Annotated in this window: 22 protein-coding genes; 9 read left to right on the forward strand and 13 right to left on the reverse strand. The window is 51.3% G+C overall.

Going from position 1 to position 25,944, the window contains the following annotated elements; genetic code table 11:
• Positions 1–37: 37 nt before the first annotated feature.
• From QQK89_RS02270 to QQK89_RS02300, 7 genes are all read right to left on the reverse strand, one after another.
• The gene (locus tag QQK89_RS02270) at positions 38–1,588 is read right to left on the reverse strand and encodes an extracellular solute-binding protein (RefSeq protein WP_284236790.1); all 1,551 of its coding nucleotides are present in this window, start codon (positions 1,586–1,588) and stop codon (positions 38–40) included.
• A 99-nt stretch (positions 1,589–1,687) separates the two neighbouring features.
• The gene (locus tag QQK89_RS02275; protein WP_284236791.1) at positions 1,688–2,560 is read right to left on the reverse strand and encodes a carbohydrate ABC transporter permease; all 873 of its coding nucleotides are present in this window, start codon (positions 2,558–2,560) and stop codon (positions 1,688–1,690) included.
• A gap of 12 nt (positions 2,561–2,572) precedes the next feature.
• The gene (locus QQK89_RS02280) at positions 2,573–3,484 is read right to left on the reverse strand and encodes an ABC transporter permease (RefSeq protein WP_284236792.1); all 912 of its coding nucleotides are present in this window, start codon (positions 3,482–3,484) and stop codon (positions 2,573–2,575) included.
• A 303-nt stretch (positions 3,485–3,787) separates the two neighbouring features.
• Positions 3,788–3,997 (reverse strand): hypothetical protein, encoded by a 210-nt coding sequence (locus QQK89_RS02285; protein ID WP_284236793.1) that lies wholly within the window; start codon positions 3,995–3,997, stop codon positions 3,788–3,790.
• Positions 3,998–4,026: 29 nt separating this feature from the next.
• Positions 4,027–5,058: an NADH:flavin oxidoreductase/NADH oxidase gene (locus QQK89_RS02290; protein ID WP_284236794.1), complete on the reverse strand. Its 1,032-nt coding sequence runs from the start codon at positions 5,056–5,058 to the stop codon at positions 4,027–4,029.
• A 172-nt stretch (positions 5,059–5,230) separates the two neighbouring features.
• The gene (locus tag QQK89_RS02295; RefSeq protein WP_284236795.1) at positions 5,231–6,235 is read right to left on the reverse strand and encodes a polysaccharide deacetylase family protein; all 1,005 of its coding nucleotides are present in this window, start codon (positions 6,233–6,235) and stop codon (positions 5,231–5,233) included.
• Positions 6,236–6,500: 265 nt separating this feature from the next.
• Positions 6,501–8,546: a beta-galactosidase gene (locus QQK89_RS02300; protein WP_284236797.1), complete on the reverse strand. Its 2,046-nt coding sequence runs from the start codon at positions 8,544–8,546 to the stop codon at positions 6,501–6,503.
• 180 nt (positions 8,547–8,726) lie between these two features.
• Between QQK89_RS02300 and QQK89_RS02305 the strand changes: the two genes are divergently transcribed.
• The 6 genes from QQK89_RS02305 (at position 8,727) to QQK89_RS02330 (ending at position 14,489) form a co-directional block, all read left to right on the forward strand.
• The gene (locus tag QQK89_RS02305) at positions 8,727–9,572 is read left to right on the forward strand and encodes a helix-turn-helix domain-containing protein (RefSeq protein WP_284236798.1); all 846 of its coding nucleotides are present in this window, start codon (positions 8,727–8,729) and stop codon (positions 9,570–9,572) included.
• A 223-nt stretch (positions 9,573–9,795) separates the two neighbouring features.
• Positions 9,796–10,341: a MarR family transcriptional regulator gene (locus tag QQK89_RS02310; RefSeq protein WP_284236799.1), complete on the forward strand. Its 546-nt coding sequence runs from the start codon at positions 9,796–9,798 to the stop codon at positions 10,339–10,341.
• A 39-nt stretch (positions 10,342–10,380) separates the two neighbouring features.
• Positions 10,381–11,835 (forward strand): aryl-sulfate sulfotransferase, encoded by a 1,455-nt coding sequence (locus QQK89_RS02315; RefSeq protein WP_284236800.1) that lies wholly within the window; start codon positions 10,381–10,383, stop codon positions 11,833–11,835.
• Between the two features lie 13 nt (positions 11,836–11,848).
• Positions 11,849–12,886 (forward strand): ABC transporter substrate-binding protein, encoded by a 1,038-nt coding sequence (locus QQK89_RS02320; protein ID WP_284236801.1) that lies wholly within the window; start codon positions 11,849–11,851, stop codon positions 12,884–12,886.
• 14 nt (positions 12,887–12,900) lie between these two features.
• Positions 12,901–13,713 carry an ABC transporter ATP-binding protein gene (locus QQK89_RS02325; protein WP_284236802.1) on the forward strand — a complete coding sequence of 271 codons (813 nt, stop codon included), beginning with the start codon at positions 12,901–12,903 and terminating at the stop codon, positions 13,711–13,713.
• Positions 13,710–14,489, forward strand: coding sequence for an ABC transporter permease (locus QQK89_RS02330; RefSeq protein ID WP_284236803.1), 780 nt, complete (start codon positions 13,710–13,712; stop codon positions 14,487–14,489). The genes QQK89_RS02325 and QQK89_RS02330 overlap by 4 nt, the downstream gene beginning before the upstream one ends.
• 66 nt (positions 14,490–14,555) lie before the next feature.
• Here QQK89_RS02330 and QQK89_RS02335 read toward each other — a convergent pair whose 3' ends face one another.
• Both QQK89_RS02335 and QQK89_RS02340 read right to left on the reverse strand, forming a co-directional pair.
• Positions 14,556–14,816: a hypothetical protein gene (locus QQK89_RS02335; protein WP_284236804.1), complete on the reverse strand. Its 261-nt coding sequence runs from the start codon at positions 14,814–14,816 to the stop codon at positions 14,556–14,558.
• 72 nt (positions 14,817–14,888) lie between these two features.
• A complete protein-coding gene (locus QQK89_RS02340) occupies positions 14,889–16,424 on the reverse strand; it encodes a sugar hydrolase (protein WP_284236946.1) in 1,536 nt (511 codons plus the stop codon).
• A 372-nt stretch (positions 16,425–16,796) separates the two neighbouring features.
• Here QQK89_RS02340 and QQK89_RS02345 point away from each other — a divergent pair, with 372 nt between their 5' ends.
• From QQK89_RS02345 to QQK89_RS02355, 3 genes are all read left to right on the forward strand, one after another.
• Complete coding sequence (locus QQK89_RS02345; RefSeq protein ID WP_284236805.1) at positions 16,797–18,188, forward strand: ABC transporter substrate-binding protein; 1,392 nt, start codon at positions 16,797–16,799, stop codon at positions 18,186–18,188.
• 106 nt (positions 18,189–18,294) lie between these two features.
• Positions 18,295–19,176: a carbohydrate ABC transporter permease gene (locus QQK89_RS02350; protein ID WP_284236806.1), complete on the forward strand. Its 882-nt coding sequence runs from the start codon at positions 18,295–18,297 to the stop codon at positions 19,174–19,176.
• On the forward strand, positions 19,176–20,006 hold the full coding sequence (locus tag QQK89_RS02355; RefSeq protein WP_284236807.1) for a carbohydrate ABC transporter permease: 831 nt from the start codon (positions 19,176–19,178) through the stop codon (positions 20,004–20,006). The genes QQK89_RS02350 and QQK89_RS02355 overlap by 1 nt, the downstream gene beginning before the upstream one ends.
• Before the next feature lie 66 nt (positions 20,007–20,072).
• On the opposite strand, the gene QQK89_RS02360 is transcribed toward QQK89_RS02355, so the two are convergent.
• The 4 genes from QQK89_RS02360 to QQK89_RS02375 form a co-directional block, all read right to left on the reverse strand.
• Positions 20,073–21,383, reverse strand: coding sequence for an ABC transporter substrate-binding protein (locus tag QQK89_RS02360; RefSeq protein ID WP_284236808.1), 1,311 nt, complete (start codon positions 21,381–21,383; stop codon positions 20,073–20,075).
• Positions 21,373–22,902, reverse strand: a complete 1,530-nt coding sequence (locus tag QQK89_RS02365) for a response regulator transcription factor (RefSeq protein ID WP_284236809.1) — start codon at positions 22,900–22,902, stop codon at positions 21,373–21,375. The genes QQK89_RS02360 and QQK89_RS02365 overlap by 11 nt, the downstream gene beginning before the upstream one ends.
• A gap of 5 nt (positions 22,903–22,907) precedes the next feature.
• Positions 22,908–24,674, reverse strand: a complete 1,767-nt coding sequence (locus QQK89_RS02370; protein ID WP_284236810.1) for a sensor histidine kinase — start codon at positions 24,672–24,674, stop codon at positions 22,908–22,910.
• 365 nt (positions 24,675–25,039) lie between these two features.
• On the reverse strand, positions 25,040–25,921 hold the full coding sequence (locus tag QQK89_RS02375) for a LysR family transcriptional regulator (RefSeq protein ID WP_284236811.1): 882 nt from the start codon (positions 25,919–25,921) through the stop codon (positions 25,040–25,042).
• Between the last annotated feature and the right edge of the window lie 23 nt (positions 25,922–25,944).

The raw sequence follows: 25,944 nt of genomic DNA on the forward strand, positions 1-25,944 counted from the left end.
GAGGGCTCTTGTTAGGAAGCCCTCCCTGCCTGATTTATTATTTGGCTGTTGCGTACCAGTCGTTTACTTCTTTGGCGCTTGCTTCTCCGCCTTCGGCATTAAACTTCTTCTGGAAGTCGCCAAGGCCGTCCAGCTTCTCGCTGCCTGCAATCAATTTGACCGTATAATCGCCGGCCATCGTTTCGAGCTTCATGTTGTTTTTCGAGTAGTTCTCCAGATAAGGAGCTACGCTAAGCTTGTTAAGGATTTTATCCGAATCGGCCGTCTTGTTGTTAAGCGTGTCAAAGGCTTCGAACATAATCGGATTCTTACGAACGCGCGCTTGCCAATATTGCGGGTAGTTCGCTTCGTCCGTTCCGACCATGTAGTTGTTCGCCAGGTTGCGCTCGTCGTTGAAGATCGGAAGAATCGGCGTGTACGAACCGTTGTCTACCGTATAATGCGTGCCTTCTACGCCAACCGCAAGCTCTTTGAACGTTGTTGGTTCAAGCGTTGCGTTAATCCATTTGACAGCGTCTTCCGGATTTTTGGCGGATTTCGGAATAAAGCTCACGCGGTCGAAACCTTGGTTCGCCCCAAAGCCGGACTTGCCGTTTGGACCTTTCAGTGCAGGTACATAAGTAAACTTCGCATCAGGCGCGGCTTTGGCAAGCGCATCCGCGATGCCCGGAATATCAGCCCAGTGAACCGCAATGGCGCCGGCTTTGCCGCTCGAGAATTTCTCTTTGGCCGTTGCGTCTTTGTTAACTACAAACTCTTTGTCGATCAAGCCTTTTGCATACAGCCCGGAAACATAGTTCACATAATCCGGGAAGGCCGGGTCGAGAACGCGCGGAACAAGCTTGCCGTCTACATCATTCCAAGGGTTCGGCATGCCGAAAGCGCCTACAAGATCGTCGATCATTGGCAAGTCGCCTTTGATCGTGAACGGAACGTTTTGCGCTCCCGCCGCGCCTGGATCCTTGTCTTTGAATGCTTGCAGCACCGCTTCAAATTCAGCGGTTGTTGTTGGCATCTTCATGCCGACCTTATCGAGCCAGTCTGTACGAATAAGAATGCCAAAGCCTACCGGATAAGTAATGATATTTGGAATGCCGTACAGCTTGCCGTCAACCTTCAGCGCATCCATCGATTGCTGCGAAATGGCGTTTTTGATGTTGGGACCAAATTGGTCGATAAGCGGCGTCAGATCAATAAGCGCGCCTTTCTTGGCATAATCGGAATAAAGCGCCATGTCGATGTACGAGGTTACGATGTCGTATGGCTCCCCGGAAGCCATAAGCAGGTTCAGCTTTTGAGCCGGATTATCTTGCGGGAGCATATCATATTGCATCTTGTAGCCCGTTTTCTCTTCCAGCAGCTTGGCTACCGGGTACGCGGCATAATCTTCGCCTTGGAAGACGTCGAGACGTTTCAGCGTTGGAAGATTGGCGTTTGTTTCCGTAGACGTATTGTTCGATGCCGCTGGCGCATTGGATGCTGCCGTGTCATTGCCATTGCCGTTGTTATTCGACGAACATGCCGCCAAAGAGCTTGCGAGAATAACCGTTGTTGCTGCAAGTGAAAGCTTTTTTGTCATTTGTTTCATTGCATGACCCTCCTGAAAGTATATTATTTATCATCAACCTTGCCGTTAAACGTTGTTTGGTTAACCGCAAGAGTGAAGGCGAAGCCTAGACCTAGCGGTTTATCCTTTAACGGAACCAATCAGCACACCTTTGATAAAATACTTCTGCAGGAACGGATATACCAGCAGAATCGGAATCGTAGAAGCAATAACGGTCGCCGCCCTTACCCCTTCGGCAGGGACATTCATCATGTCTTCCGCGCTCATCTTGAAGCTCGAAGAATCCGCGTTCATGACAATATCCTGCAAATACAGCTGCAACGGTTTAAGAGACGTGCTGTTAATATAAAGCATCGGATTGAAGTAGTCATTCCAATAATAGACGGCATAGAACAATCCGATTGTAGCAAGAACGGGACCGCTGAGCGGCAATATAATCCGGAACAAAATCGTATAGTTGCGCGCGCCGTCAATCTTGGCCGACTCCTCGAGACTTTGCGGAAGACTTTCGAAATAGCTTTTGATGACGAGCATATTAAATACGCTGATTAATCCCGGAAGGATAAGAGAAGCAAGGTTATCAATCAGATCTAGCTGACGGATCAGCAGATAGCTCGGGATAATGCCGCCGTTAAACATCATGGTGAAGACAAACAGCACAATGATAACGCCAACGCCGGGCAGCTCGCGTTTGGACAGCGGATACGCCGTCATGGCGGTGACTATGAGCGAAGCCAAGGTACCAATTAAGGCTACCAGAACCGAAATAAGCAGCGCATGGAGAAATTGGTTATTCGTTACTACATATTTAAGCGTATCCAATTGGAAGCCGATCGGAAGCAGGTTGACCTTGCCCGACGTGATGGCCCATTCTTCGCTGACCGACTTCGATAATACCGTTATGAAAGGAACAAGCGTGGACACGCCCATCGCAATCAAGACGACATAGATGAAGGCATCAAGTACATAATCGTTTATTTTTTTGCTATGCATGGCTGTCCCCCCTTACCAGATGCTTCTCTTGAGAAATTTCTTGCTGAGCATGTTGCCGCTGATGACAAGAATGAAACCAACGACGGAGTTGAACAGGCCAACCGCGGTGCTGAAGCTGTAGTCCTGCTGGCCAAGGCCCATCCGGTATACGAAGGTGCCGATGACATCCCCGGTATCGTACACAATCGGATTGTACATGGTCAGAATCTGTTCCGTGCCGGCTTCAAGCAAGCTGCCGATCCGAAGGATAAACATGAGAACAATGGTAGGCATGATGCCCGGAAGCGTGATCGAAATCATTTTGCGTATACGTCCTGCCCCATCGATTGAAGCTGCTTCGTATTGCTCTTGATCGATACCGGCAATCGCGGCGATAAAGACGATGGCGTTCCAGCCGATTTCCTTCCAGCCTGCCGTAAAGACGACCACGCTGCGGAAGAACGAATTATCTTGAAGGAAAGAGACCGGGTCCCCGCCAAAAACTTTGATAATCTGATTCACCAGACCGTCCGTCGGAGAAAGCAAGGTAACGAACAAACCGGAGATGATCACCCACGACAGGAAATGCGGCAGGTAGATGATCGTTTGAATCGTGCGCTTGAAGAACATTTTGCGAACTTCGTTCAGGAACAAAGCGACAACGATCGGAATCGGGAACAGGATGACGATTTTGTACATGCTGATGAGCAGCGTATTCGTCAGTACCCGGGAGAAATCATCCGAGTGGACAAGCTTTTGGAACTGCTCAAGTCCAACCCACTCGCTGCCTCCGATGCCGCTGAAAATATTGAAATCCTGAAAGGCGATAACAACCCCGTACATCGGCGTATATTTGAACAATAGTAAGAAGATTAATCCCGGAACGAGCAGCAGGTACATGTCCCAATTGCTGCGCGCCAGCTTCCAGCGGCTGTTTCTATTCAACTTCCCTCACCTGCTTTTCTGTAATGTTATATCTGTATTGTAGAAGAGAGAGCGGTCGTTTCGTAGAAGTTGATCCTTTGATTTCTGGTTGAATTTTATAGAAGATACTAGGTTAATTAGCAAACTGCGCATTTGATGTTCTTCCGATCGCCATTGCTCGGGGATTCCCCTGAACGGTGAATAAGGAAGGAATCCCCGAGCAAAAGCGAACGCTTCGCTTCTACAGAATCATCAAATGCTCCGTTTGAGATTAACCTAAAGGTTAAATTCAAACGAACTTGGGGGGAGGCCGCTTTCGTTCTGCTATTGGATATAGCAGAACTTATTTGAAGGGGAAAGAACAACAACAACAGCAACAGCAACAGTAATAGCAACAGCAACAGCAACAGCAACAGCAACAACAATAGCAACAGCAATAGCAACAGCAACAGCAACAACAATAGCAACAGCAATAGCAACAGCTACAACGGAAACAGGGGAAAACACAAAAAAGCGGTGCAGAGAAATCTGCACCGCTTGATTTTTAGAGAGGTAAACCGGGATTATACTTGCGGGAAGCCGCGTTCGTATTGTCTTGGGAGATCGACTTTTTTGTGGAGAACGGTTGCTGCTTCGAGAGCCCAGTAAGGATTGCGGAGCATGCCTCTGCCTACCGCCACAAGGTCGGCGTCTTCGTTGCCGATGACGGAGTTGGCGAGAGACGGCTCGTCGAGTCGGCCAACGGCGATCACCGGTACGTTAAGCGCTTCGCGGATAGCTCTCGCGAGCGGAACTTGATATGCGGCATGCGTTCCCGGTCTGCCCGCTGCGGCAATTGGGCCTTCCCCGCCTGCGCTGATGTGGAACATATCCACGCCAGCGGCTTGGAATTCCTTCGCAAAGGCGATACTTTCGTTAATGCCATAACCGCCTTCTACATATTCGCGCGCGGAAATCCGCATAATTAAAGGCATGTCGGATGGCATTTCGCTCTTTGCCGCTTGGATCGCTTCCTTGCCAAACAGCGCCATGTCCTGCCCGTATTTATCCGTTCTCTTGTTCGTCAGCGGCGACACAAATTGGTGAATTAGATAACCGTGCGCGCCATGAAGCTCAATCGTATCTACGCCGGCTTGGACCGCTCGTCGCACCGCTAATCGGTATTTCTCTACCATTTGCTCGACTTCTTCCGTGGTCAAAGCGCGTGGCGTTTTGGACTTCTCGTCAAAAGGAATAGCCGACGGCGCGACCGGAACTTCCGCATCTTCTGCTTTACGGCCGGCATGGGCGATTTGAATGCCCACTTTAGCGCCATGCTGATGACAAGCATCAATGATGCGCGCAAACGCCGGAATATGATCATCCGACCATATGCCAAGATCGTAATCCGTAATCCGGCCGTCCGGCTCAACGTCGGTCATCTCTATAATAATCAATCCGGATCCGCCAACCGCGCGGCTGACGTAATGCGTATAATGCCAGTCATTCGGAATCCCGTCCTTGGCCGAAACGGAATATTGGCACATCGGAGGCATGACGACGCGATTTTTCAAAGACAAGCTTTTTATCTCAAATGGAGTAAATAAGTGATTCAAAGGCTTCTCTCCTCTATATGTATGATTTCTTGCTTACCAAACAAACTCCTACAATATTGTACCCAATTACAAATCGTTTGCGCCATGAAAAAAAAACTCCCCTCCTAACAGCAGGTTTGATTATTTGACCTGTCTGCTATTGGGGGAGCCTATCGATCCGCATGCCCGATTATCATGCTGCCGAGACATGCGAAGTATCGTGAATGTGATTCGGCTTTGGCTTCAGATGATTGGGCTGAATCGGCTGCAGGCTTTTCATAATGGAATTGAATACCGATGCCGATGTCAAGCTAGGCGAACCACCGTTAATGCGAGGCAGCAACATGGGGTCCGTCTGCCGTGTTGCGAGCCCCGTTTGGACCGTAAACGCGTAACGGATGCCGTTGTTTCTTAAAACTTTAATAGCGGTAGGTGTATATAGACCGTAAGGATAAGCGAACGTATCGATCGGACGGCTATTAAGCGTTTTTAACTTGGCGATGCTTATCTTTGTATCGTCATTGATTCGTTTCAAATACTGGGCCTTCGTTTCTTTAACGCCATTATGCATCAGGTAGGCTGTCAAGCCGTCGTGACTCAGGTCAGTCTTATAGTGAAGCGAATCGGTATGCACCTGCACCTCAATGTCGGGATCCGCTGCCACCATATCGGTGATTTCTTTAGCAGTCATATGCGGGATATACACATGCGCATTTTTGCTGAAATCGCCCGTAATGACGAAACAAACGCCGCCGACTGAACGCTGTTTCATAATTGGGTATGCATATTTGTAAAAGCTTTCGTAGCCGTCGTCAAACGTTACTAAAGCGGCATTATCCGGCACGCTGCCCCCCGCCATATATTGACGAAATTGCTCCAGCGAGATGAAATGCATGCCTTGCTCCAGCAGGTCGTCCAGTTCTTGCGAGAATTTCCGAGGAGTAATAATATCCCCTCCTTTGGACACCGGATCAATATCGTGGAACATTAAGACAGCTACTTTGTCATGGTAATAAACGGAATAATCAGTATTGCCGTGCCGAGTCACCCGAGATTTCTCTCCAGCCGTGACGGATCGGACAGTAGCAGAAGGACGAAACAAGTGCATTCGAAGGATATGAGGGGTAAAGCCAACAATAATCAGCGAGATGAACGCTAAGAATAAGACAGCTCTCGATTTGTAAGTCGTTCTGAGCATAAGCTACTCATCCCACTTTCAAGTTCTATAAGTTCAATTTCCAAAATATCACGGAAACATTAAAAGAACCTGAAACTTCAATTTAAAGCCAATTGTAACCTTCCTGTAATATTCCGCTCAGGTTCCTTTCATTAATGGCTTCTATAATAAGGGACAAGACCCCCCTTTAATATATTCTCTTGATAGCCTGCGGCCCGTTGCCGCAGGCTTTTTGTTTGCATAACAAAAGCCCCCGCGGAATCACCCCGCGGGGGCCAATAGCTATTTATAGCTCCAAGATCAACACGCCGTATGCCGGCATTACCGCTTCATTGTGCAACGTATCGCCGGTCAGCAGGTCTTTCGTTGCCTGCTTCACTTGAATCGTTACCGCCTGATCCGAATAGTTCAGCAGAAACGCATATGCGGCTTCATCGGAAGCCCGTATTCCGATCTCGACTTCTTCCGGAGCATGAATCCGGTCGGCCAGCGGAGATATGAGATGCAGCTCATCGAGAATGGCATCTACTACCGGTTCGCTATAAGCGGCTCCGTAGTACCAGACTTGACCTTGGCCATATCCGCGGCGGGTTAATGCGGGTTCCCCTTCGTAATACTCGGAGGAATACCGGGCTACAACTTCAGCTTCCGGATTCTGAACGCTCAGCACCTCGTTGAACCCAACCGTCTTGGTCCCCTCGGACAATCGGCCTTCCCAATGAAGCTCCGCTGCCTTGATTCTGCCTTTTACAAGGGTGAAATCTTCGACCGTAATGCCGCATAATTCGGCTACCGGACCTGGGAATGGCCGCATATAGCATTGTCCGTTCAAATCCTTGTACCCCGTGCGGGCACCAAAGAACAGCTTGCCGCCCTGCTCGACATACTGCGCCAGAAGCGCGGCTGTCTCATCGGTCATAATGGCCGGATGCGGATATACGACTACTTTGTATTTGGCCAGGTCTTCGAGACTTGTCTGGGGTTGCAAGAATATCGTATCCGCGGGGATATGCCGGTATTGCAGCTGCTTGAACCAGGAGCGCATGCTTTGCCACTGCAACGGACCATGCCAGACGTCCATCTCCCCATCCCATATATTGTTGTAATCTTGGATAAAAGCGACCTCCGCCTTATAAGCCGTGCCAGCGATTAGAGCACCAATCTTCGCGAATTCGCCGCCAACCTGCGCCACTTCCCGGACTCTCCGGTTCGGCTGATTGTGGTAGTCGTTGATGCCATGCCAATAAATTTCGGTGCCAAACGTCGCCGTACGCCAGCGGAAATAGACGAGCAAATCGGTCCCGTGCAGGACGGATTGATAGGACCATAAACGGATTTGACCCGGTCTAGGCGTTCCCATCTCAATTCGGTCGACCCATCCTCCGGGACCGGACTGCTGCTCCATCACGCAAAAGTTAGGCGATATCGATCTGACATTGGTAAGGTTAATGCTCGATTGACGATCGCGGAGCGGCTTGATCTCGTCATCATTGTAGAAGATGGTGCTGAACTGCGGGTAGGAATCATACGAGAAAAAGTCGAGCAGCTCATCCGTCATTTCATGATTGTTCAGATGGCCAAACAGTCCGTTTGTCGTCACCCAATGCTGCGGATCCAGCTCGCGAATAATATCGGCCTGCAGCTTGGCAAACGAGATCACATTGTCGGAAATAAACCGTTTCTCGTCGAGTGCCAGATGCGGGTTCGGCGATTCGGTCTGCGACAGATGCAACTGCTCCCAGTCCGAGTAAGTCTGACTCCAGAATACCGTCCCCCACGCTTTATTCAAATGGTCCAGCGTTCCATACTTCTCCTTCAGCCACGCGCGGAACGCGGCATGGTCGGCTTCGGCGTAAAACACGTTTTTCTCGCAATTAAATTCATTGTCGATCTGCCAACCAATTACGGCGGGATGATCCTTGTAAGCGTTCACCATATTGCGCACGATACGCTCGCATAACTCGCGGTATTTCGTGCTCGAATAATTGTAATGGCGCCGCATGCCGTGCTTGATCGGCACGCCTTCTTTCGTCGCGTTTAACACTTCCGGGTATTTATGCGTCAGCCACGCGGGCGGCGTTGCCGTTGGCGTTCCGAGAATAACCTTCAAACCGTAACCTTGCGCGAGGTCCATAACTCTTGTGAAAAAGCTGAAATCAAACACGCCTTCCTCCGGCTCCAGCATAGCCCAAGAGAACTCCGCCATCCGGATGACGGAAATGTTCACCTCCCTCATGCGCCGGAAGTCGTCTTCCCACAACCCCTCCGGCCAATGCTCCGGATAATAACATACGCCTAAAGTTAACTCGTTCATTTGGATTGATCTTGCCATTATGACATCCTCCTTCGCCTATCTTGCATCTACCTTCATTCTAGTAGCGTCCCAGGCGGATGAATATGACAAAAAGATGCGATGTGTATTAAAATATTGTCATCTATAGGATGACGATCCTCAGCATAATCTCCCTCAAATAAATAGTGTATAAAAATATTGTTTTCCGAGAGGTGCGCAATGAAAGAACATATCTTCCTACCGAAGCCGATTTTTCAGCGGCATAGCTGCTTTCCCGACTTCATCGGCGGATACGGTGATTTCCCCGAACATGCCGTCAACCGGGAATTTGCCACAACCGAGAACAACCTGGACCGCTACTACAATTTGCATATCGTGCTTAGCGGAAAAGGCTATCTGTACACGGACGGCATCACTTACGAGCTGACGCAAGGCCAAGGTTTTTTATACGGCCCCGGCCTTAGACAACAATACCATTCGGATGTTCGCGATCCTTGGGATATCAGGTGGGTGCATTTTTTTGGCATGCGCCTGGAAGAGCTGCTGGATGGCAAAGGATTAGATGAGCCATGGCTCTTCCAATTAACCGATCTCGCTCCTATCGAAGGTTTAATAGATCGTCTGCTGGATCTTGGGCGAACGTACGAGGTAGACGATGAATACGCGGCTGCTTCTACGCTATACGAGTTGCTAACCCGGATTCAAACGACCGCCAGCCAGCTTAACGTGTCGGTTCAACACGCGGCGGACAAGATCCGCGCAGCAGCCAATTACGTTAGAGCCAACTGCAACCAACCTTTCACGCTCGAGCAGGCCGCGGCTATCGCCGGGTATAGCCCGCATTATTTCAGCCGCAAATTTAATCAGACCATGGGCAAGTCTTTTTCCGATTTCCTTGTAGAATCCCGCATCTTGCAAGCGAAACGGCTGCTTGCTTCCACCGGCTTGTCCATTAAACTCATCGCTTTGGAGACGGGCTTCTCCCAGACCAGCTACTTCGGCAAATGCTTCCGCGATCAGGAGGGTATGACCCCGCTTCAATTCAGGGACATGCATAAAACTTGAATTATTTTTTAAATACCACTTGACTTGTCGGAATTATCGGGTTAATATCAATCCATCATCCTTTAACGTTCATTCTTTTAACGTTCAACGAATTGAATAAAGCCGATTGGATAACCAAAGGCCCAACTCACGTACCTGATCACGGGACGTCTGTTGCGGCCTTTTTTGTTTTCATCACGAGTGGCTCTATATCAAGCCCTTTAGGAGGTAACCACAAGCAAACATGGCAGATTTGACAGCTCAAATGGAAGAGAATGATTGGCTATTTAGGCGAATGGTACGCAGATTCGTGAAGGAGCGCGACAAAATTTCCGTTGAGGACATCGCCCTGCCCGGCTTGCTAATCCTTCGCAGCATTCAGCTCGGTGGCATGCAAAAGCTTGGAGAACTCGCGGAGCAGCTGGATTTGACCTCCGGCGCGATCACGGCGCTATGCGACAAGCTTGAAGCTAAGGGCTTCGCGCAGCGGCGGCGGCTAGAAGGTGACCGGAGAAACGTATGGCTCGACATTACAGAGGAAGGCAGACAGCTGCTGAATCGTTATCCAGAACTCGGAAAACGCGGAGTGGGCCTTATTTTTGGCAATTTTAACGAGGAAGATCTCGCAGCCCAGAAAGAAATGTTCCAGAGAATCTATGCCAATCTCGAAGGGTTCTCGGAACGTTACATGGCGATGGTTCAAGAGTACGAGCAACAATTAAAACAGGTGCCGGAGTCCAAAACCGTGCCGTCGCCACCGGCTAAAAACAATTATTTTCTGAATTATTAATCTATTTAATCCAAAAATACTTTTTTAGGAGTGTTGAACATGGGACATCCCACTATTTATCCAACCGGAGCTACCGTTTATTTGCCAGAGAAAGCATGGAGCGGCTATACCATATTCCAAGCGGCCAATGTCGGCGCATTACTTATTGATATGAACGGCAAAGAAGTTCATCTGTGGAAAGGGCTGCGCGGCTTCCCTAACAAAATTCTGCCTGGCGGTCATGTGGTAGGCAGCACGAAGGAACGCGATCCGAAATACGGCTTCCAGGACGAGGCCGATCTTGTGCAGGTGGACTGGGACGGCAATATCGTATGGAAATTCAACCGCCTCGAATACATAGAGGATCCCGGATATGAGCCGGAGTGGATGGCTCGCGCGCATCATGATTACCAGCGCGAAGGCAATCCGGTCGGCTATTATGCTCCGGGCCAGGAGCCGCAAACCAATGGCGGGCGTACCCTCATTCTTGCTCACCGCAATGTTACGAAACCCGAGATCTCCGATAAAGTGCTGCTTGATGACGTTATTATCGAAGTAGACTGGGAAGGCAATATCCTCTGGCAATGGGCGGTAAGCGACCATTTCGAAGAGCTTGGTTTTGACGAAGCAGCCAAAAACGTCCTGTTCCGCGATCCAAACGGCCGTCACTTCGGCGGCAATACCGGCGGCGACTGGATGCATATCAACTCGGCTTCTTGGGTAGGTCCCAACAAGTTCTATGACGCCGGCGACGAGCGGTTCCATCCGGACAATATCATTTGGGATGCCCGGGAATCCAATATTATCGCGATTACGGACCGCCAGACCGGCCGGATCGTATGGCAGCTAGGTCCGGATTACTCGAAGCCGGAAGTGAAGCATCTAGGCTGGATTATCGGTCAGCATCATGCCCATATCATCCCGCAAGGCTTGCCGGGCGAAGGCAATCTGCTTGTATTCGATAACGGCGGCTGGGGCGGTTACGGTCTGCCTAACCCCGCTTCTCCTTACGGAATTAAGAACGCGGTTCGGGACCATTCCCGTATTCTCGAGATCAATCCGGTCACGCTTGAGATTGAATGGCAATACACGCCAACGGAAGCCGGATTTATGGCTCCGCTTGATTCTTATCGGTTCTACAGCCCTTATATCAGCTCGGCGCAACGTCTCCCTAACGGCAATACGCTCATTACCGAGGGCGCGGACGGCCGGATTTTCGAAGTAACGAGCGAGCATGAATTAGTGTGGGAATACATCTCTCCCTATAAAAACAAAATCAACGCCAACATGGTTTACCGCGCTTACCGGGTCCCTTACGAGTGGGTGCCTCAACTGGAGAAGCCGTCCGAAGAAGCCATCCTTCCCCTCGACGTTGCGGATTACCGCGTGCCGGGTGCTGCTCCCCGAGGAGTCCACTCCTATGTTGAGGTTGCCGGAACGGAAGCTTACGGCGAAGGCGCGTTTTGCGTAGCGACAACGGTTGAAAAACCAGGTCAATCTCAAGAGGAAAGCTAAGGGGGGAAAAGCGATGAAAAAGTTCGGTATTCTTGCAACAATAGCCATTCTCGCCTTCACCCTTGCCGCATGCGGCGGCAAGGACAATAAGCCGGCAGCCGCTAATGCCAACACCGCAAGCAACAAGCAGTCGGAAGCGGCAGCCGATCCGATTAAGATCAAGATCGCCGACACCTCAACCAATCCGGTATTCCGCGTCGCTAAGAACAAAGGCTTTCTCGAGAAATACGGCATTGATGCCGAGATCATTACGTTTGCTACGCCTGCGGAAGGCATTAACTCGTTGTTCATCAAGCAGGCTGATATCGGTTGGGGCGCGGACTTTCCGTCGCTGAATGCCGTGAGCAAAGGCGAATTCTCCATTATAGGAGCAACTGGCACGGATACGGAAGCGTCGGCCGCGCAATGGAAGCTTTTTGTGCGGGATGACATTCAGTCGGCTGCCGACCTGAAGGGCAAGAAACTAAGTACGTTGCGCGGTACCTTCCTCCCCTATTTGTGGGATGTCTATTTGAAGGATAACGGGATAGCTGCCGCAGACACGAAGGAGATTGGCCAAGGCGGGTTCGACGAAGCTTACGTGGCTCTGAAAAAAGGCGAAATCGACGCCAGCTGGGTCGTAGGCGCAACGCTTATCGACAAATTCAAAGCCATTGAAGGCGTTCATGAATTGACCGACATGTCCAAAACCTCCGTGCGTATCGGCGGCACCATCATCGCCCCAAACTCCTTGATTGAGGATCATCCGCAGGCGATTGCCAATTTCCTGAAGGCCTTGGACGAAACCTCGAAGTTTATCGCGGCTAACCCGGACGAAACGGCCGACATTTTGTTCAAAGAAACGAAGCAGCCGAAGGAAGCGACGATCCGGGACTTGGCGACAAACAATTGGAAGATCGGCTTCACCCAGCAATCGTTCGACAGCTTGACCAATCAGAAGAACTATATGGTAGGCGCCGGCATTATCCAAAACGACTTCAATCTTGCCGATAAGTTGAGCCTGGACGCCGTGCAGCAAGCGGTACCGGACCAGTTCACCTACTCGAAATAAAGGAGAGATGACAGATGTTAAATACAAGTCCATCTCCAAATACGATTACCATTGAACGGTTGAATAAAAGCTACTCCGATGTTAAGCCGGGCAGCAGCGGCTCCCTGCACTACATCATCAAAGACATTGATCTTGTTGTGAAAGGCGGAGAGTTCTTCGTCCTTCTTGGCCCAAGCGGCTGCGGCAAATCAACATTGCTTAACATGATCGCGGGGTTCGTCTCCAAGACCGGGGGCAGCTTGCGCGTCGGGAACGACGAGGTCGACAAGCCGGGCAAGGAAAGAGCGGTAGTCTTCCAGCAGGCGGACTCTTCCTTGTTCCCATGGTTAACGGTAAGGCAAAATGTTGAATTCGGATTGAAGATGAAAAAGATGCCAAAGGACCAGCGCCAGGAAATATCGGACCGGTATATCCGGCTCGTCGGATTGTTCGGCCACGAGAGCAAATTCCCGCGCGAATTGTCCGGCGGCATGAAGCAACGCGTTCAGCTTGCCCGCGTGTTAGCCAATGATCCGGCCATCCTACTGATGGATGAACCGTTTGGCGCTTTGGATGCCATGACAAGACGGATCATGCAGAAGGAGCTAAGCCAGATTTGGCGGGAAACCGGCAAGACGGTTATTTTCGTTACCCACGATATCCAGGAAGCTCTGCTGCTTGGACAACGCATCGCCGTGATGTCTACTGGACCTAACGCCCGAATCTCCAGCATCTATCAAGTGCCGATTGGTTATCCGCGCGACCCGGCTTCCCCTTCGCTGAACGAGCTGCAGCGCCATATCCAGTCCCACTTTGACGCCGAGCTGGAAGGAGGCATGTATCCATGAAACTTTTGCACAAGAAATGGGTAACCATTCCCCTCCTCTGGATCATCACCTTCATCGTCTGGCAGATCGGCGCCTGGATTTATGGCCCCGAGATTATTCCGGGTCCAGCCGCTACCTGGCAAGGGGCGCGGGAGCTACTTAGCGACGGTTCGCTTATGCGCTACATCGGCATTAGCTTTTACCGGGTATTTGCGGGCTGGGCTTTGGGCAGTCTCCTCGCGATTCCGATTGGGCTGACCATCGGCAAAGTAACGGCTATCCGCGTGTTTGCGGAGCCGTTCCTGAACTTCGTCCGCTTCATCCCTCCAATTGCGTTCATCACTTTGTTCCTGGTGTGGTTCGGGATTGGAGAGCAGTCGAAAATCGCCCTAATCATGTACGCAACTTTGTTTATCGTCATCATTAATACGTTGACCGGCGTGCTCGCTATCGAAGAGGACCGCATACGTTCGGCCCGCAGCATGGGGGCGTCCGAATGGCAGATATTGCTCCATGTTGTTATCCCGGCTACTACCCCTTATATTTTCACCGGCATCCGTCTTGCTATGGGAACCTCGTACATGGCGATCATTGGCGCAGAGATGATTGCGGCGAACGAAGGGGTGGGATTCCTCATCTGGAACTCCCGCTTGTACTTCCGTACGGATTGGATCTTTGTAGGCTTGATCAGCCTTGGTCTGATGGGCTTTGTCACCGACCGGATCGTCGGCTGGCTCGGCAGCAAGCTGCTGTTCAGGTACGGCGTTATTAATACGACGGCGTTTCGCCGCCGTTAATTGAATAGAGCTGTCTCCAGATCACCGCTCGTTATGGGCAATCTTGGGGACAGCTCTATTTGCTCTCTATCTATGCCTTTGCGCCGCAGCTTGGGAAAATACGGCTTGTCCCCGAGCGGGCCCGACAGGTCTGTAGCAGGCAAAATGCCTGCTGCAGGACCATTCGGCGCCAGTCAAGCGGACCGACAGGTCTGTAGCAGGCAAAATGCCTGCTACAGGGCCATTCGGCGCCAGATGTGCGGGCCCGCCAGGTCTGTAGCAGGCAAAAAGCCTGCTGCAGAGCCATTCGGCGCCAGATGTGCCGCCCGTCAGGTCTGTAGCAGGCAATAAGCCTGCTACAGGACCATTCGGCGCCAGTCAAGCGGACCGACAGGTCTGTAGCAGGCAAAAAGCCTGCTACTACACCAAATACTTGCGGATAAAATAAGTCGGCGTGCAGCTCCAAGCGTGGCAGTAGCTGTTGATCAGGTTGCTGCCGTAAGGCGACTGCTTTTTGTCCTCGGGATTGTACAGCTCCCAGAACGTGTCCGCGCCGTCCCTCATCATTTCGCCCCAATAGGCCTGCATTTGCTTGACCGCTTTCTCGGAATCGCCAACCGAGAATAAAGCTTCGATCAGATGATGGTACATATACGGCGTAGTCATCCCGATTGCCGGCCGCTCTTCCAATAACCGGCTCAATAAAGCGGTATTCTCCTCAACCGGCAACACTTCAGCCAGCACGAGCCAAATTTGGGATGCCCAAGAGACTTGCCGGTCAACTCCGCTTACGAAAAAGCCTGCTTCCTCATCCCACAGATGGGCAACAGCCGCGTCAGCCACCCGCTTAATAAGCTCTTCGATGTCCTTCTCCCGATCCGGCTGTCCGACCAATCGAGCTAATTCCAGTCCCCGCTTCAGACAATAAATAAATACGCCTTGCGATGGCGCCTGCTTGTTCAGCTCCGGATGCCAGTCGATAAAGCTCCACCAGGTCTCGTCATCGCGCACGATTCCCCGCTCATCCAGCCTCTGAGCGCCAATCTCCAGCTGCTTCATCGCAATCGGCCACAGTTCTTCAAGCGTCTCCCGATCTTTGGAAGCCTCATAATAATCGTACAGGCAAGCTACAAAAAACAGCGCATAATCGTATAGCCGCGTATCGTCCGCGTGCGCATGCGGCTTCTCGAACACGCATGCGCCAACCGCTCCGTCCTCAAGCCGCATGCCGGCAAACAAATACAGGCATCGCTTTACCAGATCATGTTTGTCAAACGTCAAATAATTCGCTTGCGCCTGCAGCCGCAGGTCTCCGATCCACAGCCGCCTGTCCCGCTTTGGTCCATCCTCAAAGACGGTCTGCATGCAATCCTGCAGCGTCTTGATCGCAATCCGGTCCATCTCGGCCAGCTCAGCAGGCAAACTATCAGGCAGCGATGCCACGCCGGAAACATCGCCGGACGTTACTGCGGTGCAACTAACGTTTTCGAACGATACGTTATATTTTTTCGAAGTATCCAGCACATCCACCTTCACATAACGGAACGTATACCTTCTAGGGAGCTTGATTTCCGCAGGAAGCACATCCACAAAGATCGTCTCCTCCTGCAGCCAGGAGCTGCTCAGCCACCCGTCATACGATTCAAACGGCTCCGCAATCTCGCATGGCATCTCTCCAATCGTCAGCTTAATCTTCAGCGGCGCATCCGGCGGACTGCCTACGGGCTTCACCTTTAAGCTGATATATCCGACGAGATGATCGCCAAAGTCCAGGATCAAGCTATCTCCTTTTCCTAGCACGCGCTCCTTCCAAGCCTGATCTTCCGCCCGATCTACCCGCCAGCTCTGAAAAGCCGCCTCATCGGCCACGATATCCACAACGGCTTCCGGTTCAACTTCGCAAGTCTTTAATTCAGGTATTAAGGCTTCCGCTTTATCGACCATCATTTGATTCATTAGCACGAATATTTCCCTCCCGGTTTCCATTGCCTTGTCTTCTACCTACATCGTATGCGCTCCCCTCGCTTTCAACAATAGCCGGCCTTTTTGGATAGGTATCCGTTTTTTTCAGGATGCCACATCCATGCGCGTCAGCGATTTTTAGGTCCCATGTACGATTAATTTGGGTCATCCCGCGAAACCCCGCGCCGCTGCGCCACCGTCAAAAAAAATCCGACAGGAGCCAAAAAAAGCGGCGCTTACCAAACCATTATGTAAGCCTTTACACTTAGGTCCACAGGGCTCCGGAACCCCGCTACAACCACAATCGCAACCACATATAAGGCAGATTGAGATGACGCTCGAACATAACAAGGAGGGTATATCTGAATGGCACACACTAGAAAAAAAACAATTCTCGCTCTGACGGGAGCCGTGCTCCTCACATCAGCTTTGACGGCATGCGGCAGCAACAACAATAACGGCAACGCGGCAAACGCTAACGCAAGCAAATCCCCTGAAGCAAGCCAGACCGCGGCGGCCGAATCTCCGGCAGCTTCGAATGACGCCTCTTCCGAACGCTATGAGAAGCCGGTTACGCTGAAGCTGATGATCGACAACCAAACTTCGACCGAAGGCATTAAAGCGGTAGCCGACGAAATCGAGAAACGCTACAACATCAAGACCGAATTCGACCTCCGCCCGGGCGGAGACGAAGGCGACAACCTGGTGAAGACGAGACTGGCAACCGGCGAAATGGATGACCTGAGCTTCTACAACTCCGGTTCCCTGTTCAAGGCGCTGCAGCCGGAGAAGTATTTCCTTGATCTGACCAGCGAACCGTTTATGCAAAACGTGATGGATTCCTTCCTGCCAACGGTCAGCGTAGACGGCAAAACGTATGCGGCACCTAGCGGCGCATCGCAAGCAGGCGCTTGGCTCTATAACAAAAAAGCGTACGCCGAGCTTGGCTTGTCCGTTCCGACTACATGGGATGAGCTGAAAGCGAACAGCGACAAAATTAAAGCCGCTGGCAAAACAGCCGTCATCGGCTCCTACAAAGACAGCTGGACTTCTCAGCTGATCGTGCTCGCCGACTACGCTAACGTGCAAGGGGACGCTCCAACGTTTGCGGACGATTTCACCAATAACAAAGCGAAATTCGCCGATACGCCGGCAGCGCTCCGCAGCTTCCAGAAGCTTGCCGAGATGAAGGATTACATGAATAAGGACTACCTGGCAACGACGTATGACCAAGCGCTTAAGATGCTCGTGGACGGTACGGGCGTGCAGTATCCGATGCTGACATTTGCGCTCTCGAATATTTTCGCGACATACCCGGATAAGATCGACGACATCGGCGTATTCGCCCAACCTGCCGACAGCGCGGACAAAACCGCTCTGACCGTATGGATGCCAGCCGGTATCGCCATCTACAAAGACGGCAAGAACGTGGAAGCCGCGAAAAAATGGATCAACTTCTTCGCTTCGCCGGACGGCATGGCTATTCTGGCAACCAAAGCGAAACCCGAAGGTCCTTATGTCATCAAAGGCGCAACGCTGCCGGATGACGCTTATGCTGGCGTAAAAGAAATGATGCCTTACTTCGACAACAGCAAAAACGCGCCGGCGCTCGAGTTCCTCTCCCCGCTTAAAGGACCAAGCTTGCCGCAGCTGACCGTTGAAGTTGGCGCGGGCATGAAGTCGCCTGAGGACAACGCCAAGGCTTATGACAAAGACGTGGAGAAACAAGCGAAGCAGCTGGGCATTTCCGGCTGGTAAATAAAAGCATTTATCTGATGTGGAAATCACAGTAGAAGAGCCCTGCCCTGCTCCTCAAGGCAGGTCGGGGCTATTTGCAAAGATAGTTAGATGGGAGAGATTCACCATGCAGAAGGCATCCCTAACAAAGACTTATAAACGAGTGTATACGTACAAGTTTTTGTTGCCCGCAGGCATTATCTATTTCGTATTGTTCCTCTTGCCGACCATTATGTCCTTCTTCTTCAGCATGACGAGATGGGATTTGGTGGATTGGGATTATATCGGCTTCGACAACTACAAAACCTTTTTCTCGGAGTCATCGCTTAATATCGGCTTCCGCAACACCTTGATTTATGCGGTTGTCACTTGCGGCCTCAAGGTCGTGTTTGGATTATTGCTGGGGGTTGCGCTGACATCCGGTCTTCGGATCAAAGGCTACCTTCGTTCCGTTGTGTTCTTCCCTACTCTGCTCTCGACGATTGCCGTCGGCATCGCGTTCAGCAGCATGATGCACCCGACGCAAGGTCTCATTAACAAAAGCCTCTCGCTTGCGGGCATTGTTGGCCCCGACTGGCTTGGCGATACCAGTATCGCCCTGCTCTCCGTCGCTTTCGTTGACGTATGGAAAGGCGTCGGCATGGCTACCGTTATTTTTATCGCGGGCATTATGTCCATTCCCGAAGACTATTACGAAGCGCTTCAGATCGACGGCGGCAATGCTTGGGACCGGTTCCGGCACATTACGAATCCGCTCGTTGCTCCGGCTATGAACTCCGTCATTATTCTCGCCTTTATCGGAGGACTGCGTTCCTTCGACCTTGTGTGGGCGATGACCAAAGGCGGCCCTGGCTTCAGCACGGACCTGATCGCTTCTATTATTTATAAACAATATCAAGGCGGCTTCTACGGCCTCTCGACGGCGGGCAACGTTATATTGTTTATCGGCGTATCTCTGCTGGCCTTCCCGCTGCTTAAGCTGTTGTCGAAACGGGAGGTGGACCTGTAATGAAGCTGAAAGGCACCAAACGGCTTATTTTCGAAGCCATTGCGATTCTGTTGTCCGTTGTGATCTTCTGGATCCCGTTCCTGTTTGTCATTATCAACTCGCTCAAAAACAAAACCGAAGCCAGTCTGCTTGATCTAAGCTGGCCGGCGTCCCTCCAGTGGTCGAATTACAAGGATGTTCTCATCGCCCAAGACCATATGGTTGTCCGTTCCTTCGTAAACAGTACGCTTATTACGCTGCTGTCGATCGCGGTCCTCATAGTCGTCAGCGCCATGACCGGTTACGTGCTGCAGCGCCGCAACGACCGTTGGTCCGGCATCATTCAATTCCTGGTGATGGCCGGCCTCATGATCCCGCCTTCTGTTGTGCCTACGATTTGGGTGCTGGATTCGATCCATCTGTTCAAGACGATGACCGGCATCGTGCTGGTCGAGGTTGCGCTTGGAATATCCTTCGCCGTGATGCTGTACCGCAGCTTTATGGCGACAATCCCCCGGGAGATTGACGAAGCGGCGATCGTGGACGGCTGCGGCAGCACGCGAATGTTCTTCCAGATGGTCTTCCCGCTTCTGATGCCGGTAACCTCAACGGTAATCGTGTTGTCATCCGTCGGGATCTACAACGACTTTGTTAATCCGCTGTACTTCTTCCCGGGAGCGAAGAACGCCACGATTCAGCTGACCTTGTACAACTTCACCAGCATGTACAATACATCCTGGAACCTGCTGTTCGCGGACATTATTCTGATCTCGCTTCCGCCGCTAATTCTGTTTATCTTCTTCAACAAACGAATCGTTGCCGGCATGACGGCCGGCGCGGTTAAAGGCTGACAAAAGCAACAAATCCCGCAAACCGGGTCAGGTCTGCGGGATTTTCCGTTTCGACTTTATTGCTGCTTATTGCTGCTTATCCAGTGCCGCCTGCAAATCCTGCATATACATCTCGGGCGTATAGTCCTTGCTCGCAATCAGCAGCTGGGCATTGTTCCAGGCAATCGTCTGCGTATCGGGATCAAATAAAGCCTCAAACCACAAAGTGCCGTTTTTTACGTTGTCGATCGTCTGCTGCGCCATTTGCGTAAGCTTCGGCACATTAGGCGGCATGTTCTGCACGTTAAAGCCGGTAATAACACCGTTTTCCTCCATCGCTTTATCGCCATAACCGGTGAATACCGCCTTGAGCCAATCCTTCATCGTGTCATCATAGGAAGCCGCCGACAATGACGTAGTCAGCCCGGCATTCATCAGCCAGTCATCCTTGGTCCCCGCACCACCGTCTACTAACGGGATGTTGAACAAACCGATGGCATCCGTGCCGATTTTATTTTTGATCGGACTGTTGAAATCCCTCAAGCTCCAGCTTCCGGTATAGAACATCGCGACTTTTCCGTCCAGAAACAACGCGGATGCTTCGTCTGTCTCCGTCGTATTCACATACTTGCCGAAGTAACCTTGCTGCGCCATTTGCTGCACGACGGCGGCCGCTTCCACAAATCCCGGCTCCGTCACCTTCAGCTCTTTGCGTTCCACGCGCTGCATGGCGTCATACCCGTATTTGCGAATAACATATCCGTTAATTAGTCGGGTAATCGGCCACTTATTCGCTCCCGCAAGCGCAAACGGCTGGATGCCATGGGACTTGAATACCTCTGCCGCGTGAAGAAGATCATCCCATGTCTCCGGTACGGCTAATCCATACTCCGCGAACAGATCTTTGTTGTACCAGAACCCCTCGATATTAATCTCAAGCGGAAGCGCGTACAGCCCTTTGTTGCGGACCATCGACTTCAGAAGTTTGACGGCCGCCGGGTTTAATTCGTCTTGCAAACCCAGCTCGCGGAACGTCTTCTCAATGTCCAAAATAAATCCGTTATCGGCCAGCTGCTCGAGCGGTCTTCCGGACTCATAGGAGAATATCTCAGGCAAATCGTTGCTAGCGGCAAGCAGTTGGATTTTCTGCACAAGATCCGACGTGCTTACGTTCTCGAATTCATATTTGATGCTCGGGTGGGCCTTCTCGTAATCGCGGGCCTGTTCGCTAATGATCCGGGGCTGCTGATCCTCCAGATCGGAAGAGACATAATGAACGACCCTCGTCGGATCGGAAATTTGTTCGTCAGAGCTATACTTGCTGCTGTTTGAGCACGATACAAGAAGCAGACAAAAGGCTGCAAAAAGCCCCAACGTTGCATAATGCCTATTGCTCATGCTCGCCGCCTTCCTGAGCCGGTTCGCTCAGCCTGCTGCCCGTGCCATGTCCTTCGCGGAACTGTCCTGGCGTCAGACCGGTATACTTCTTGAACAGTTCGGTGAAATGCCGGTAGTTGTAATACCCTACCTTTTTGCTTACATCGTTGACCAGCATGCCCTTTAGCAGCAGCATCTTCGCCTGTTCCATCCGCAGCTTGGTTACGTATTTGATATAAGAAGTGCCTACCTTTTCTTTGAACAACAGACTGAGGTAGGTTGCGTTCATGCCGACATGATCCGCTACTTCCTGCAAGGTGAAGGAATGCAAGTAATTCTGCTCGATATAGACAAGCGCCTTCTCTACGGCATTATGCTTGGTTGCATGCTTGTCTTCCTTCATAAAGTTAAGGAACATTTCCATCTGCTCCTGCAGCCATTCAAACATCTTGTCCCTGGATGTCATCCCGCCAAGCTCCCGGTAGGCTACATTCGTCTGCTGCTTCATCTCCCCGCCGGACTCCTTCGCTACCTGATACCCGATATAAGCCAGCTTCAGTACCTCTTGTTCGACGGACTCCGGACTTAACCGCTCAGCCTCCATGCAATGCTTATACTCATCGAGCGTGCGCAGCAATCCCTCTTTGTTGCCCGTTCGCATGCAAAATACGATTTCTTCTTCGCATTCCGTTAATCCGTGAGGAAAGCTGTCTTCCGCATGCTCGAACCGGTTCCATCCTTTCTCCTCCAGAAATACGCCATACCGCAGCGCGCGAACCGCTTCCTTAAGACTTGCTCCCGCTTCTCCGAGATCCCCGTAAGTCTGCCCCGAGCCAATCGTCTCCTGCATATGGGGAGAACGAAGCGTTAGCTGCTCCCACAGCTGATCGGCCGGCAGCTCGTAATGAAAGATGACGGTGACCCACTCTTTCTCATACGGAAAAGAAACCGGCCTGTACGATGGATGCTCCTCCATCCACTCTCCTTTGCCCGTTGCGGCAAGGACCGTGACGCCAACGACTCTATCGGCTTCGACCAGTCCAAAGGCCGTTCTCCAAGCAGGAACGGCTTCTTTGCCCTGCAGCAGCAGATCAAGCGCCGCTTTCTCGAGCAAAGTTTCTTTGTTCGCTGCAACCTGCGTCTTCAGCTGCGTATGCTCCTGCTGATGGCCAATTCGGGTTATGGTCCGCCCGATGGCTTCGTCGATTTTTTCGAGCGTGATCGGTTTGTCCAAATAATCGATTACGCCAAGCTTCAAAGCTTTGCGGATATATTCAAATTCGTTAAATCCGCTAAAAATAATGCAAGCGGTATCGGGTTTCTCCATCGCAATCACTTCAATAAGCTGGAGTCCGGTTAACCCCGGCATTCGGATATCGGTCATCACAATATCGGGCTGAAGCTCCCGGACCATCGCAAGCGCCGAGAGTCCGTCAGCGGCTGTACCAACGAGCTCAATGCCGTAACGGGACCAGTCCACCATCATTTGAAGTCCTTGCGTTACGATATATTCATCGTCAAAAAGAACGGCTTTTAACATGACTCTCAACCCTCTCTGATTTCATTTGGCCGGAACCGGATCTCGACGACCGTTCCTTCTCCCGGTTCGCTCTTCACCGTTAGCGAACTTCTATGTCCGTAATAGAGCAAGATGCGTTCCCGGACATTCACCAGCCCGTATCCGTTCTCCGTGACTTGCACATCCTCCATTCCAACCCCGTCATCCTCTACCGTAAAGATCGCCGTGCCTTCTTCCATTCTGCCGGTCAGGCGGATCGACCCTTCGCCAAGCTTCGGCTCGAGACCATGATAGATCGCGTTCTCGACCAGCGGCTGCAGGATCAGCTTCAGAATCTCTATGCTCATCAGCCCCTGCTCAACGTCTACGATGTATCGGAAGCGCGATTTATACCGAAGGTTCTGGATCGTCATGTAATGCTCGATATGCTGCAGCTCCTTGAACACCGGGATCGTCTCTTTCCCTTTGTTCAGGCTGATCTTGAAGCTTTCGGATAACGCGACCGTCATCTTGGCGATATCCGCGTTATTTTGCAAGATAGCCATCCAATAGATCGAATCGAGCGTGTTATATAGAAAATGAGGCTTAATCTGCGCCTGCAGCGTTCTAAGCTCGGCTTCCCTCTCCTTTAATTGCGAGTGTATTAGCCTCTCGTTTAATTGCTTGTTCTCGGAAGAGATCTTGCGGAACGTCTCGCCAATCGCCCCGACCTCATCTTCTTCGAAGGAGATTACCTGGACCGAAGCGCCTGAGCCTTTGGACCAGTCCACCATCATTTTTTTCAGCTGCAAGAGCGGCCGGGTAATGCTTCCCGATACAAATAGAGACAAGATAATCGCAATAAGCGCAATAAATCCAGCAATTAAGGTAGTCACCGTTCCGATCCGGTTGGAATCTTGCAGCAGCACTTTCGCTTTGACGATATGGAGGAAAGTCCAATTGGTCGTGGCGTTGCGGTAACCCACCGTCAGATAGCCATGCTGATGCAGCTCGCGCAGCACCCCTTCTTCGCCTACCTCGCGGTCGATCATTTGGGTAATGGAATCATTCTGGGCATACACGCTGCGGGTTTGCTCGCCGGTTGTATCCAGCACGATAAAATCCCCGTCATCGCCCATCGCTTGCTCGAATATCGTTTTTTTCAAATTAATAATAAGCAGCCCGATGACGCGGAAGCTTGCCGGATCGCGAAGCAGCTTCACGCTGGAGAAGGACGTGCCCGTACCGCCGGCGTTTAGGGATTGCAGAACGTTATAGCTGAAAAAAACCTCTTTGCCGCTGGCCGCTTCCGCCCGCTTGTACCAATCCGTCTGGCCGATCATTGAACGGCTTGTCTCGTCGTCATAAATGCCCGCATTCGCTTCCATGCTGCCGTAACAGACCGAGTGGAAGCCCCGGTCAAATAAACAGATCGAGTCAATATGGCGGGTATCGATCAAATTGCGCACGACGAGATTTTGCAGGCGGTTGGCGGTCCGGACATCCAGCACATGGCTTTCGTCCGCCGCGCTCGCCTTTAATTCATCGCGAAGCTGATCGTTCGCCAGAATAAGTCGGTGCATGTTAATGACGTTCCGAAAGAGGAGATCCGCCACTTCGCTGGCGGTTTGCAGATTGTTCTTGTTGTTGTCCAAATGGTTGTGCACGATCGTATTTTTCGAGATATTAAAGGAAATGTATCCTAATATGATAAGCGGCGGCACCGACAATAACACTACAGCCAGCAGAATTCGGGTACGAAGCCTGCGGGGACGGTACTGCCTAAGCAGCGAGGATAAGGAAAAAGATCGCATCCGCTTTGGCTCCTTGGCCGCCGTTCCGGCCCGTTTTCTACATTGTAAACGAAATAATGGAGCTTTATCACGGCGCATTTTTTTAGGTGGGGTGTCAGGATTTTTTGGATTGAATTTTTTGGGGATTAGGTTAAGGCGCAAACTGCGTGTTTGTATGTTCTTCCGATCGCCATTGCTCGGGGATTCCTCTGAATCAGAGTTATATAGTAGGAATCCCCGAGCAAAAGCGAACGCTCCGCTTCTACAGAATCATACAAACACTCCGTTTGCCTTTAACCTGTCAAAAAAAATCAAAACAAAAGATCCTTTTGGGAGTGAGCCGTTTGAATAAAGAGGTTGTGCAGGTTAACTTCTGCACAACCTCTTTATGTGAGGTCAAGAGAAGGGGGAAACAAATCGAGAGCAGTCCGAATAAACAATTTGACCGCGTGAGACGCCTCGTCGATAGATGGAACCGCAAGCCGAATATCGCGGTAGGCATTTGGCTCAAGCTCTCGCTTCACAAGCCCTGATGGGAGCGACTTCAACGCAAGCTCGGACAGAATGGGAAAACCGAGTCCTTCCTCTGCCATATGGAGAGCCATGCTGACGCTCTGAACGATATACTTTGAATTCAAATGGGCTCTCGCCCGTTCGAATAGGTCCGTAATCGGCGGCTCATAACCGGCTTTACATGTAATGAACGGTTCCGTCGAGAGCTGTTTGACAGGAACAATAGACAGGCTGCTTAGCGGGTGGTCCTCCCGCAATACGGCAAACATTTTTTCCCGATAAAGCGGAATCGTCTCCCAGTCACCGTCTGGCGGAATGAGCAATGCAACGTCGATCACTCTTGTCTCCAGCCAAGTTCTCAGTTCGTCGATGCTTCCTTCATGCAGCTCGAATTCGATGCTCGGATGCTGCTTGGCAATTGCGCTAATAATACGGGGCAGGAAATGAGCAGCAGCCACAGGAAAGGCTCCCACGCGGATTGTGCCCACTTGAAGTCCTTTCTCGTCAGCAATGACTTGATCGACCTTAGCGAAGGTGCCGAGAATCTCGCGGAACAACACAACGATTCGCTTGCCGGCTTCAGTCAATTGCACGCCCCGGCGGTCGCGCAACAGCAACGGGATGTCCAGCTCCGATTCTAGCGAGGAGATTGCCCTGCTTACCGCAGGCTGCGTCATATTCAGTTCAAGGCCGGCTTTTGTAAAACTCCCCGTCTCGGCTATCTTCGCGAACAACTTAATCTGTGTATGTGTCATAACGTTAATGATATGCCTCCTAT

Source organism: Paenibacillus glycanilyticus, from assembly GCF_030161375.1.
Taxonomy (GTDB): domain Bacteria; phylum Bacillota; class Bacilli; order Paenibacillales; family Paenibacillaceae; genus Pristimantibacillus; species Pristimantibacillus glycanilyticus_B.

What these genes read in the sequence shown, in the direction of transcription:
- QQK89_RS02340 (WP_284236946.1), bottom strand. Translation starts at nt 16,424, where the DNA reads ATGAATCAAATGATGGTCGATAAAGCGGAAGCCTTAATACCTGAATTA.
- QQK89_RS02360 (WP_284236808.1), bottom strand. Translation starts at nt 21,383, where the DNA reads ATGAGCAATAGGCATTATGCAACGTTGGGGCTTTTTGCAGCCTTTTGT.
- QQK89_RS02375 (WP_284236811.1), bottom strand. Translation starts at nt 25,921, where the DNA reads ATGACACATACACAGATTAAGTTGTTCGCGAAGATAGCCGAGACGGGG.
- QQK89_RS02365 (WP_284236809.1), bottom strand. Translation starts at nt 22,902, where the DNA reads ATGTTAAAAGCCGTTCTTTTTGACGATGAATATATCGTAACGCAAGGA.
- QQK89_RS02310 (WP_284236799.1), top strand. Translation starts at nt 9,796, where the DNA reads ATGGCAGATTTGACAGCTCAAATGGAAGAGAATGATTGGCTATTTAGG.
- QQK89_RS02270 (WP_284236790.1), bottom strand. Translation starts at nt 1,588, where the DNA reads ATGAAACAAATGACAAAAAAGCTTTCACTTGCAGCAACAACGGTTATT.
- QQK89_RS02320 (WP_284236801.1), top strand. Translation starts at nt 11,849, where the DNA reads ATGAAAAAGTTCGGTATTCTTGCAACAATAGCCATTCTCGCCTTCACC.
- QQK89_RS02345 (WP_284236805.1), top strand. Translation starts at nt 16,797, where the DNA reads ATGGCACACACTAGAAAAAAAACAATTCTCGCTCTGACGGGAGCCGTG.
- QQK89_RS02305 (WP_284236798.1), top strand. Translation starts at nt 8,727, where the DNA reads ATGAAAGAACATATCTTCCTACCGAAGCCGATTTTTCAGCGGCATAGC.
- QQK89_RS02295 (WP_284236795.1), bottom strand. Translation starts at nt 6,235, where the DNA reads ATGCTCAGAACGACTTACAAATCGAGAGCTGTCTTATTCTTAGCGTTC.
- QQK89_RS02355 (WP_284236807.1), top strand. Translation starts at nt 19,176, where the DNA reads ATGAAGCTGAAAGGCACCAAACGGCTTATTTTCGAAGCCATTGCGATT.
- QQK89_RS02325 (WP_284236802.1), top strand. Translation starts at nt 12,901, where the DNA reads ATGTTAAATACAAGTCCATCTCCAAATACGATTACCATTGAACGGTTG.
- QQK89_RS02330 (WP_284236803.1), top strand. Translation starts at nt 13,710, where the DNA reads ATGAAACTTTTGCACAAGAAATGGGTAACCATTCCCCTCCTCTGGATC.
- QQK89_RS02350 (WP_284236806.1), top strand. Translation starts at nt 18,295, where the DNA reads ATGCAGAAGGCATCCCTAACAAAGACTTATAAACGAGTGTATACGTAC.
- QQK89_RS02315 (WP_284236800.1), top strand. Translation starts at nt 10,381, where the DNA reads ATGGGACATCCCACTATTTATCCAACCGGAGCTACCGTTTATTTGCCA.
- QQK89_RS02300 (WP_284236797.1), bottom strand. Translation starts at nt 8,546, where the DNA reads ATGGCAAGATCAATCCAAATGAACGAGTTAACTTTAGGCGTATGTTAT.
- QQK89_RS02275 (WP_284236791.1), bottom strand. Translation starts at nt 2,560, where the DNA reads ATGCATAGCAAAAAAATAAACGATTATGTACTTGATGCCTTCATCTAT.
- QQK89_RS02370 (WP_284236810.1), bottom strand. Translation starts at nt 24,674, where the DNA reads ATGCGATCTTTTTCCTTATCCTCGCTGCTTAGGCAGTACCGTCCCCGC.